Here is an 11889-nt window from a genome sequence, read left to right as displayed (position 1 = left end):
ATCGTCGCCTTGGTGAGCCATTACCTCACCAACTAGCTAATGGGCCGCGGGCCCATCCTTGAGCGGAATTAACCTTTGGCTAAGACGCCATGCGGCATCTTAGCGTTATGCGGTATTAGCAGGCCTTTCGACCTGTTATCCCCCTCTCAAGGGCAGGTTACCCACGTGTTACTCACCCGTCCGCCGCTAAGGCAGCACTTAACACTCAGTTCTCAGCATGTGTTATCCTAATTTGCGTAAAGCCCGCTTACGCGTGCTTGACGCTGGCTTAAGACTTACCCCTATCAAGCTGAGCACTCAGTGTTAAGTGCTGCCTCCGCTCGACTTGCATGTGTTAGGCACGCCGCCAGCGTTCGTCCTGAGCCAGGATCAAACTCTCATGTTCTAACCTGAGCTTCAAAGTACGTTCGCTCTCGCTGTTCAGTTTTCAAGGACCGTCGACGCTTATTTATGTTATCACGTCTTTTTCATTTTGTCAACATCTTTTTTTATTTCGTTTTGTCGCCCTCGCGACGACTTTTATATAATATCATGTACTAAATAAAATACTAAAATAAAAAGAGTAGAAATTTTAACTTTATATCATCATTTCTACTCTTTTTTATATATTTCTCTTTTTTTCACACCTCAACACTCCAGGTTGTGTTGATAAAAACAAGAGTATTTAGGTTCAACATGCACCATGCAATGTTTTATATTATCCATTTTATTTTCTAAAACATCATGCACATCCTCTGCAATTTGATGCCCCTCTTTAACTGTCAAATTTTCATCCACCAATATCTCTATATCAACATATATTCTATGACCAAATGTTCTTGTCTTTAGACTTTTTATACCTTCAACTCCTTCAACTCCCAAAGCTAATTCCTTTATTTTGGTGCAGGTTTCTTTATCTGCTGATTCATCAACTAATTCTTTCGTAGCCTTAATATAAAATTCTACACCTACTTTGATTATTAATATACTTACAATCAAAGCTGCTAGAGGATCAAAAAATTTATATCCTAATCTTGCTGCAAAAATACCTAGAAATGTTCCTATTGAAGAAAAAGCATCTGAACGATGATGCCAAGCATCCGCCTCCATGGATAAACTCTTTATCTTTTTTGCAACTATAATAGTATACCAATACATTGCTTCTTTAACTAAAATAGATATTATTGCTGCAAGTAGAGCAATTCTACCTGGAGTTACAAATTCTTTTGAAATTAATTTCTCTACTCCTTCGTATCCTATAACAAATCCAGTAATAATAAGTATAATACTTATTACTTTTGTAAAAACCGCTTCAAACTTTTCATGACCATATGGATGTTCTTCATCTTCTTGTTTAGATGAAATTTTAAAGCCTAATATAACAACTAAAGTTGCTACAATATCTGATAATGTATGAACTCCATCTGCAATCATTGCACCACTTTGCCCTACAATTCCTGCTATTATCTTAAAAAGACACAAAGCTGTATTTAAGAAAATTGTTACCCATGAGGCATATATTCCCATTTTTTCTCTTTCCATAAAATCACATCCTTTTCAATTGATATTATATACATGTTACATTTTATGTTTAAACTCCTTATATTTCAACTTAATTATTTGAAATTAATATTTCTCATTTGAGAATAAAACTAATTATTAAATATACCTATTTATCATTTGTTAATAATTCTAATTTACAAATTTCCCCCTAAACAAGTTATTCTCATTTTCTATAAATGCTACAAAATCCTTTTATTTAAAACAATAATAACTACAAATAAACCTATTCTCTAAACTCAAATTATAAATAAGATAGCTCCATAAATGGATTTTTAAAATGCTTATAATCCACTTATGGAGCTACTTATTAAATATTTTGTATTATACAAGCTGCAATAACTTATATGAATCAACTATAATAAGCTCTTTACCATCTATATCTATTATACCTTCATTTTTAAATTTAAATAGTGTTCTGGTTAGTGTTTCTCGGGTTAGTCCAACCATATTTGCCATTTCTGTTCTTGATACATCAAGTTTTATTTTTGCACCGTTTATAACTTCTACACCACCAATTTTAAATAAATTCACTATTAGTGTTGCTATCTTTTGATTTGCATCCTTTAATGATAAATTTTCTATCTGCATTGCAACCATTCTAAGTCTCCTTGCCATAATCTTTACAAGTTCAACCGCTATTTTAGGATGTTCTTCTAACACCTTTTCAAGCTTATTGTTTTCTAATACATACAATACTGTGTCCTCAACAGCTTCAGCACTTGCTGGATATGGACATGCTTCAAAAATACATGATTCTGCAAAAACATCTCCGTCAGACATTATATGAATAATATGCTCCTTACCATCACTTCCTGTTTTATATATCTTTACCTTACCATTTCTAACAACATATACTGCTTCAGCTTCTTCTCCCTCTATAAAAATACTACTTCCCTTTTTATATTCCCTTTCAACTATTATCTCAGATAATTTATTTAAACTCTCACTATCAAGTGAAGAGAAAAAACTTAATCTCTTTAAAACTTGATCCATATATCATCCTCCACTTATGTATTAATAAATTTATATTTATTTATATATTATTTTAACATATTTAAAACTACATGTATATCTATATAAAAAAATTAGGCAGGTATATACCTGCCTACATACTTGGTGTTGGAGTGTGTTCAATTTGCTCATAGTTTTCTTCGCATAATTCAGTAGAATTTTTCTTATTTGGGAATATATACGATAATCCAAAGAAAGTTATTGCTGAAACTAATAATCCTAAGAATATTGGATCCAACTTAAAGAAGCTTATAACCTTCTTTTCAACTAAAACAACAGCTATAGAACCTAATATTAATGAAGCCATAGTTCCAGCCCAGCTAGCCTTTCTCCAATAATGTCCTAACAGATATGGCAAGAATGCTCCACCTGCTCTTAGTGTAAATGAGAACATCAATAAATTTATTAAACTACCCTTATTGGTTAAGGCAATGTAAGTTGAAAATACTGCAACTATTATCATTGTAATTTGTGTAACCTTCATAACTTCCTTGTCTGAAGCATCTTTTCTAATATATACTCTCCATATATCGTTAGCAAATATAGAACCTGCACCTAATAAGTCTGAGTCTGCTGATGACATTGTAGCTGAAATAATACCTGCAAACAATAAACCAACTATTACTGGTGGCATTGTGTTAATTGCTAAAGTAGGAAGTGCATATCTTGCTCCATTTTTCATTATTACATCAGCATTTATTAATCCTTGCTTAACTATTGAAAGTGTAATCAATCCTAATACAGCTGGAATAAATGCATATATGAAGTTTAAAATACCTGCATATATTGAACCTAATCTAGCTGCTCTATCATCCTTTGCAGCATAGTATCTTGAAACTGCTTCTTGACCTACTGTAAATGAGGCTATATACATAACAATTAAAGATATTATAGTCTTTATACTCATACCACCTGTAAACGAAAACTTTTCTGCTGGAACTGTTGCAACTACATTACTCCATCCACCAGCATAGTGGAGTGAAAAAGGAACTGCCAATATCATACCTATAACTATTAAAACCATCTGAACTACGTCTGTAATTGTTACCGACCACAATCCACCCATTACAGAATATGCTGTTACAACAAAAGACACTATTAATACAGATAATTTATAGGAAAAACCTGTCATAACTGAAAGTACAACTGAAGATGCAATAATCTGTCCTGCCGTTAATCCTATTAAAGGTAGAAGCATAACAATGGCAGTTATAAATCCAGGTGCTCTTCCATATCTTCGTCTAAAATATTCTGGAACTGTCTTAACTAAAGCTGACCTAAACTTTGGACCCCAAATTGTAAGGAAAGTAAAAGTAATACCCATTGTCAAAACATACCATGCAGCTGATAGTCCCCAGTCACCATAAGCCTTTTCAACTACTCCTAGTGATGATCCTCCACCAATTTCAGTTGCTGCCAGTGTTCCAGCCATAAGTATTGGACCTAACCTTCTTCCTGCAACCATAAAGTCTTCATTTGTGGAGATTTTCTTTGAGGAGTAGTAGCCAATATAAAGCATAACTAAGAGGTAAGCTACTACAATAAGAACTACTGTTAAATTCATAAATACCCCCCTTTTAAATTTATTTATATTAGACTTTCGTCTAATATACTAATCCAACTTTTTTATTAAACTCCTCAATTAATCTATCTAATTCTGGTCCCATTTTTTGTAGCTTACCCCAATAGTTGTCGTAATCATACCATTGAGCATTTAATTCCTCTACATTATATCCCTGCTGCTCAATCCAAGTGTAGTATTTTAAATTGTGAATTCTTTTTCTTGATCTATATGTTAGCTCCTCCATATTATCGGTTCTTACCCCTAATACAAACCTACCATGGTCAACTTCAGCATCCTTCATTGAATATTTACGTCCCCTCTTATCCTCCATCTCATTTAATCTTGATCTATACATATCAGCTGAATCAGTTAATACAGTTATAATCATGTCATTTTCTGTGAGTTCATAGTATTTTGCAAACTTAATGGACATAATTATGTTTGCAGCTCCTGATATACCTACCCATGATAGCTTTGATATAATATCTTCTTCTACTCCTAGACTCCTTAAATATTCCTGTCCTTGTGGCTCATTAAATAATCTAAATAGTGCTAAACTTTCCTCATCATCAATACCTATAACCATATCTGTATTTTTAACATTGTGTATCCATGGTACATGCTTATCTCCTATTCCCTCTATTCTATGGTCTCCAAAACCATTTGACAGAAGTGTTGGACACTGCAGAGCTTCTCCTACTGCAATCTTTGACTTTGGATATACATTCTTCATATAATCTGCGCTTCCTAATGTACCTGAAGAACCTGAAGTTAAACATACACCAGCAAAATTTCCTCTTTCACCCTTTTCTGCCTCTATTATTTCCCTCATAGCACTTCCAGTTACTTCATAATGCCATAAATAGTTTCCTAACTCTCCAAATTGATTTAATATTACAACGTCCTCACGAGTTCTTTTAAGCTCCCATGTTTTATCATATATTTCCTTTACATTACTTTCACAACCAGGTGTTGCAATTACTTCACCAGCAACCTTGCTTAACCATTCAAATCTTTCTCTACTCATATTTTCAGGAAGAATAGCAATAGACTTGCATCCAAGCAAAGCTGAATTATATGCTCCACCCCTACAATAATTACCAGTCGAAGGCCAAACAGCCACATGATACTCAGGATTAAATTGACCTGTAACTAATCTTGGTACCAAACAAGCAAAACTTGCTCCAACCTTATGGGCACCTGTTGGGAAGAATTTACCCGACATTGCAAATATTCTTGCCTTAACACCGGTTATTTCACTAGGTAGCTCTATATAGTTTGGAAGTTTTTTATAAAGTCCTCCCTTTTCTACTGGTTCATTTTTCCAAGTTATTCTAAACAAATTCAACGGATTTATGTCCCAAAGACCAACATCCTTAAGCTTTTCCTTAATTGAGTTTGGTATTTTTTCAGGGTCCTTCATTTGAGCAATTGTCGGTATAATTAGATTCCTTTTACGTGCAATCTCAACTGTTTTATTTAATTGCTTTTCATTTATATTTAAATCTATAAGCCTATACATAATAACCTCCTACCTGTTTATTATTTTAAAAATCTAGGTTTTCCATTATTTATTATCTTTTCTATAGTTTTTATTGGATTTTCAACTTTACTTAGGAAAATCATTGCTGCTATTATATAAGGTTTATATCCTGCTTCTTTATATAATTCGACTCTATATTTTTCAAATACTTCAGCAGAAACTTCTCCTGCTTTACAGCTAACTCCAGTTATATCTGCTGGAAGGCAATGCATATAAAGTGCATTTCCATTCTTAGTTAACTTCATCATATCCTTGTTACATTCCCAATCCTTATATTTTGCATTTTCTGCAAGAAGTTCTTTTTCAAGGTTCTTTATTCCATCAAAATCTCCCTTATCATATAATTGTGTTCTCATTTCCATAGCCCAGAATGGAGCCCAGCTTTTTGGATAAACTACATCTGCATTCTCAAAAGCCTCCTGCATCGAATTTGCTATACTAAACTTTCCACCACTTTGCTTTGCATTTTCTCTTGCTATTTCAACTACTTCAGGCATTAATCCATAACCTTCAGGATGTGCTAATACAACTTCCATACCCATTCTTGTCATAAGTCCAATTATTCCTTGAGGAACCGAAAGGGGCTTTCCATAACTTGGGGAATAAGCCCAAGTCATTGCTATTTTTTTACCTCTTAAATTTTCAATACCTCCAAAATAATTAATTAAATGAAGAAGATCTGCCATGCTCTGTGTAGGATGATCAATATCACATTGTAAATTAACTATTGTTGGTCTTTGTTCTAATACTCCATCCTCATATCCCTGCTGAACAGCCTTTGAAACCTCACGCATATATGCATTACCTTTTCCTATAAACATATCATCTCTAATACCTATTACTTCAGCCATAAAAGAAACCATATTTGCTGTTTCTCTTACAGTTTCTCCATGGGCTATCTGTGACTTTCCTTCATCTAGATCAGCAACAGTAAGTCCTAATAAATTAGCTGCACTGGCAAAACTGAATCTAGTCCTTGTTGAGTTATCTCTAAATTGTGATATCGCCAAACCACTATCAAAAATTCTAGTAGAGATATTATTCATTCTTAAACTCTTTAATATTTCTGCAACTGTTAAAACTGCTTCTAACTCATCATGAGTCTTTTCCCATGTTAATAGAAAATCTTTATTATACATATTTTTAAAATCCAGATTACTTAATTTATTAAGCATTTCACTAACATTTTTCATTTTGAATCCCCCCTATTTATCTGCTAAATTTACAGTCGTTGTTGGCATCTCATGACAGTATTTTTCAATATATATAAGAGGTATTGAAGCATACATAGCTGCTGCTTTAACAAGCTCCTCTTTCCATGTCTTTTCATTTGGAGCATGTGCTTGATCTTCATGTCCTGGGCCAAAACCTATACATGGAATACCAAATTTACCCATTATTGATACACCATTTGTTGAAAAAGTCCACTTATCAAGAAGTGCCTTTTCATTAAATAGGTTTTCATATGCCTCTAATAATGTTTTGCATACAGGATGGTCCTCTTCTATAAACCAAGTTGGGAAATAACTTTCTGTAGGATAAACTAATCCTGTATATGAAGGCCTGCTATAAGTGTACATAGTTACTTCTGCGCCTGCTCTTTTAACAGATGGTAAATTCTTTATCTGATTTATCGCATATTCCTTATCTTCGCCTGCAGTCAATCTTCTATCTATTGAAATCCAGCAGCTATCTGCAACAGCACATCTAGAAGGTGATGTGAAAAATATTTCCGATACAGTAAGGGATCCTTTACCTAAAAATGGATGTGATATTAACCTTTCATTTAATTGTTCTAGCTCCTGTATAATTGGTGCCATTTTATAAATTGCATTCTCTCCTCTTTCAGGTGCAGAACCATGACAACTTACTCCATTTGTCTTTATCTTTATTTCCATTCTTCCTCTTTGTCCTCTATAGATGTTACAAGATGTAGGTTCAGTCAAAACAACAAATTCTGGCCTTATATTTTGCTCCTGTATAATATACTGCCAGCATAATCCATCGCAATCTTCCTCCTGAACACTTCCTACTACAAGCAAAGTATAATCCCCTTCTAATTTTAAATCCTTTATTATTTTTCCTGCGTAAACCATAGCTGCCATTCCACCCTCTTGATCACTTGCACCCCTACCTAATATAATTTCATCATCCTCATATCCTTCATATGGATCATATTCCCAATTATCTATATTCCCTACACCAACTGTATCTATATGGGCATCCATAGCAATTAAATGCTTTCCATGACCTATATATCCCAATATGTTTCCCATTGGATCAATCTCAACTCTATCAAACCCCACTTTTTCCATTTCCTGTTTAATTCTCTGTATAAGCTTTTCCTCATTGCAACTTTCACTAGGAATTGCAATCATATCCCTTAAAAACCTTGACATATCTGGCTTATACTTTTCAGCCAGTTCAAGTATCTGTTTATAAATGTTACTCATAACTCCTTCCCCCTATTTCTATATTTAAATATTTTTTAACAGCTCAACTAAATCATCTATGTTTGTAGATACTCTATATGCCTTTGGTACCGCCCTTTGTGCTGTCCTTAAATCCTTTAAACCAGATCCAGTAACTACTGTAACCACTATATCTTCCTTTTTAAATAGACCAAGTTTTTTAAGTTTTCTTACACCAGCAAATCCTGTAACTCCAGCAGGTTCTCCAAAAATTCCAGAGTTTGATGCCAAAATTCTTATTGACTCTATTATTTCTTCATCAGTAACGTCTATCATAAATCCACCAGACTCAGCAACTGCTTTTAACGCTTTTATTCCATTCCTTGGGATTCCAACTGAGATGCTATCTGCAATAGTTGTAGGAGGAATATAATCAAATTCATATGTGTTTTTATTAAAAGCTCTTGTGACTGGATTTGACTTTTCAGACTGTACACCTATCATTTTAGGAATTTTATCAACTAATCCAAGTTTATAAAACTCAACAAAACCTTTATACGCACCACTTATACTACATCCATCACCAACCGCCATAACCACATAATCTGGTACCTTGAAATTTAGTTGCTCAAGTATTTCAAACGCAACAGTCTTTTTACCCTCAACTAAATATGGATTTATAGCACAGCTTCTGTTATACCATCCAAATCTTTCTGCTGCCTTAAAACATAATTCAAATGCCTCATCATATGTTCCATCAACTAAAAATACCGTTGAACCGAAAACTAATAATTGAGTGACCTTTGCCTCTGGTGCTGTTTTGGGAACAAAAATATAGTTTTTGATTCCTGCACTTGCTGCAAAACCTGATATTGAACTTGCAGCATTTCCTGTTGAAGATGCTACTATTACATCTTTTTTAAGCTCCTTTGCCTTTGCTATACCAACAGCAGAAGCCCTATCTTTAAACGATAATGTTGGATTTCTAGTATCATCTTTTATATATAAATTATCTAATTCCAAAAGTCTTCTTAATTTTTTTACCTCATACAAAGGAGTATTTCCAACCTGTAGAGGCTCAAAATACTCAGCAGATTCAATAGGAAGGATTGGTAAATACCTTGTAATATTTTTATCTTCGTTGTTTAATAAATAATCCTTCGTCAACTCCCTTGATATCAATTCATAATCATAAATAACATCTAAAATCCCCTCTATACCACATTGGGGACAAACATATTCCACCTCATTTTCTAAATATTCTGCTCCACATTTAACACATTTTAACTTTAATATTTTTTTCATATATATTACCTCCTTAGGTTTACACTGCCTTATGGCATTACCAACATGATCTTTTATATTAATAAAGCAAAGACTATGCCAACTTTAAGCAGAGAATTTTCAAATGAACTAACAAAAAAGCAATTATCATTTTGATAAAATTTATCAAAATGATAATTGCCATACATTAAAGGACTTTTATTTAATTTTATCCTCATTATTATCAATTTGATAATTCTTAAGTTTTCTATACAAAGTTGCAACCCCAATTCCAAGCAACTCAGCTGCCTTTAATCTACCTTCAGTAGAATCTCCACACATCTTAATAACCTTATTTATCGTTTGCATTTCAAGTTGTTTTAAGTTATATACTTCATCTTTAAATAAAATTTCTCCTTTACCATTACTAATAGACATTGGTAGCAAGCTTTTATCTATTATAGTATTATCATCTACCATTGCTACAATATATTCAATTAAATTCTCAAGTTCTCTAACATTACCAGGCCAATCGTATCTATAGAACATGTCTAAAACATCTTTATCAAACTTTATACCTTTTCTATTAAAATGTACTTGATATTTATTAAGATAATGTTGAACTAAAACCTTTATATCCTCTTTTCTTTCTCTTAAAGGACAAGTATGTATTGGAATTACATTTAATCGATAATAAAGATCTTCTCTAAATTTATTTTCCTTAACTAACTGCTGAATATTTTTATTGGTTGCAGCTATAATTCTTACATCAACTTTTTGTGATTGGTGCGAACCTATTCTAGTTATGGTTTTTTCTTGAAGAACTCTAAGCAGTTTAACCTGCATATGTAGTGGCATATCTGCTATTTCATCTAAAAATATCGTTCCTCCATTTGCCATTTCAAATTTACCTATTTTGCCTCTTGGATCAGCTCCAGAAAAGGTTCCCCTTTCATATCCAAAAAGTTCACTCTCTAGTAAAGTATCTGGAATAGCTGCACAATTTATCGCTATAAAAGGCTTTGTTCTTCTTTCAGAAAGAGAGTGTATAGCCCTTGCTATAAGTTCTTTACCTGTTCCAGATTCGCCTGTAATTAATACAGTTGAACTATTCTTTGCAATCCTCTTAATTTTATCTTTTAATTCTTTAATGTATTCACTTTCACCTTTTATTTCATCTAATATTATATTTGCGTCATTGAAATTAGAATCAGCTACATCATTAAATATTGCTATTTTATAACTTTCATCTATAGAATTAAACTCATATACTTCTCCATAAACATAATAATTCCTATTGTTTATAAGTATAGTAAAAGTATATTTTTCATCCTTAGTTTCTGGTTTTAAAAATTCAATCTTTAGATCCTTGTTATAATTTAAAAACTTTGCTCCAGCATGATTATAATCAACTAATTCATTCTTGGAATTAACTAATAGAACACATTCCCCCACCTTATTTATTACTGTTTTTAAAACTTTAAGCATATTATTAAGTCTGTAATTTTCTATATTAAATTTTACCTTTAACGCAATTAGTTTTGATATCTGATCAATAAATTTAATTATACTTTCTCTATTTTCTAAAAAACGCTGTTTTTGTTCTTGTGTATAGCATAAAAATCCTATTACTCCTATTACGTTTTCATCTAAAATAATAGGATATGATACTTCACATACCTCTTTACATTCATCAAATTTTTTACACCCATTACACAACTCGTTTTCCTTTGGATTTTCTAACACTATCATTTGCTTTGTTTTTAAGACTATCTTATATATATTGCCTTTTTCAATTAACTGCTCTTCTTCATTTGCATATTCCCCTGTCACAGCAACACGAACTAATTTGTTATCCACAATTTCCACATCAAATTTTATAACTTCCTTTAATACTTCAGCAAATTTTTGTACTGTATCTTTAATATTTAAGAGTTCACTCATCTTACCCCCTCCCCATTATTTTAAACCTATTATATAAAATAAGATTATTACAAACAACAAGAATTCTGTTAGTAAAATCAATACAATTATTGACAAATATTTTAAAGAAAATAAAAAAGAGGTTGCTTTTGCAACCTCATATATTTTCTAGATGGCTCCACGGAGAGGACTCGAACCTCCAACCCTCCGGTTAACAGCCGGATGCTCCACCATTGAGCTACCGTGGAATATTAAGTTTGATCCGGCAACGACCTACTCTCCCACACCGTGCGGTGCAGTACCATCGGCCCTGCGGAGCTTAACCTTCGTGTTCGGAATGGGAACGGGTGTTTCCTCCGCGGCATAGTCACCGGATTAGTTCTTTCAAAACTGCACAGCCTATATGATCAAGCCCTCGACCTATTAGTACCAGTCAGCTAAACGCCTTACGACGCTTACACCTCTGGCCTATCAACCTGGTGTTCTTCCAGGGGTCTTACTAGCTTAACGCTATGGGAAATCTCATCTTGAGGTGGGCTTCGCGCTTAGATGCCTTCAGCGCTTATCCCATCCGAACATGGCTACCCAGCTGTGCCGCTGGCGCGACAACTGGTGCACCAGAGGTTCGTCCA

General features: G+C 33.4%; 8 protein-coding genes, 1 tRNA gene, 2 rRNA genes and 1 other annotated feature (1 of these 12 cut by a window edge). All 11 genes read right to left on the bottom strand.

All coding sequences use genetic code 11. The features are described from left to right. Positions 1 to 385: ribosomal RNA gene (locus TCEL_RS00545) — 16S ribosomal RNA — on the bottom strand; the annotation flags it as partial. Positions 386 to 627: 242 nt separating this feature from the next. Next, positions 628 to 1521, bottom strand: a complete 894-nt coding sequence (locus TCEL_RS00540; protein ID WP_018659094.1) for a cation diffusion facilitator family transporter — start codon at positions 1519 to 1521, stop codon at positions 628 to 630. 342 nt (positions 1522 to 1863) lie between these two features. Further along, positions 1864 to 2535 (bottom strand): Crp/Fnr family transcriptional regulator, encoded by a 672-nt coding sequence (locus tag TCEL_RS00535; protein ID WP_018659092.1) that lies wholly within the window; start codon positions 2533 to 2535, stop codon positions 1864 to 1866. Between the two features lie 112 nt (positions 2536 to 2647). Further along, positions 2648 to 4117 (bottom strand): sodium:solute symporter family protein, encoded by a 1470-nt coding sequence (locus tag TCEL_RS00530; RefSeq protein WP_018659090.1) that lies wholly within the window; start codon positions 4115 to 4117, stop codon positions 2648 to 2650. Between the two features lie 40 nt (positions 4118 to 4157). Further along, entirely contained in the window at positions 4158 to 5639 is a 1482-nt protein-coding gene (locus tag TCEL_RS00525; RefSeq protein WP_018659088.1) for a pyridoxal-phosphate dependent enzyme, read from the bottom strand. Positions 5640 to 5659: 20 nt separating this feature from the next. After that, positions 5660 to 6853 (bottom strand): knotted carbamoyltransferase YgeW, encoded by a 1194-nt coding sequence (ygeW, locus tag TCEL_RS00520; RefSeq protein WP_018659086.1) that lies wholly within the window; start codon positions 6851 to 6853, stop codon positions 5660 to 5662. A gap of 12 nt (positions 6854 to 6865) precedes the next feature. Continuing rightward, positions 6866 to 8113, bottom strand: coding sequence for a YgeY family selenium metabolism-linked hydrolase (locus tag TCEL_RS00515; RefSeq protein WP_018659085.1), 1248 nt, complete (start codon positions 8111 to 8113; stop codon positions 6866 to 6868). Between the two features lie 24 nt (positions 8114 to 8137). Further along, entirely contained in the window at positions 8138 to 9376 is a 1239-nt protein-coding gene (thrC, locus tag TCEL_RS00510; RefSeq protein WP_018659083.1) for a threonine synthase, read from the bottom strand. Between the two features lie 177 nt (positions 9377 to 9553). After that, positions 9554 to 11278 carry a sigma-54-dependent Fis family transcriptional regulator gene (locus tag TCEL_RS00505; protein WP_018659081.1) on the bottom strand — a complete coding sequence of 575 codons (1725 nt, stop codon included), beginning with the start codon at positions 11276 to 11278 and terminating at the stop codon, positions 9554 to 9556. Between the two features lie 152 nt (positions 11279 to 11430). After that, positions 11431 to 11505 (bottom strand) — tRNA-Asn (locus TCEL_RS00500). A gap of 12 nt (positions 11506 to 11517) precedes the next feature. Further along, positions 11518 to 11632: ribosomal RNA gene (gene rrf / locus TCEL_RS00495) — 5S ribosomal RNA — on the bottom strand. Positions 11633 to 11660: 28 nt separating this feature from the next. Next, positions 11661 to 11889, bottom strand: a sequence feature (mutual gap in cmsearch alignment for this rRNA model is longer than 100); it runs 1770 nt beyond the window's last position.

Source organism: Thermobrachium celere DSM 8682 (assembly GCF_000430995.1).
Classification (GTDB): Bacteria; Bacillota; Clostridia; order Clostridiales; family Caloramatoraceae; genus Thermobrachium; species Thermobrachium celere.
The sequence above is the reverse complement of the archived record's forward strand: the minus strand, read 5'-3'. Positions and strand labels throughout refer to the sequence as shown.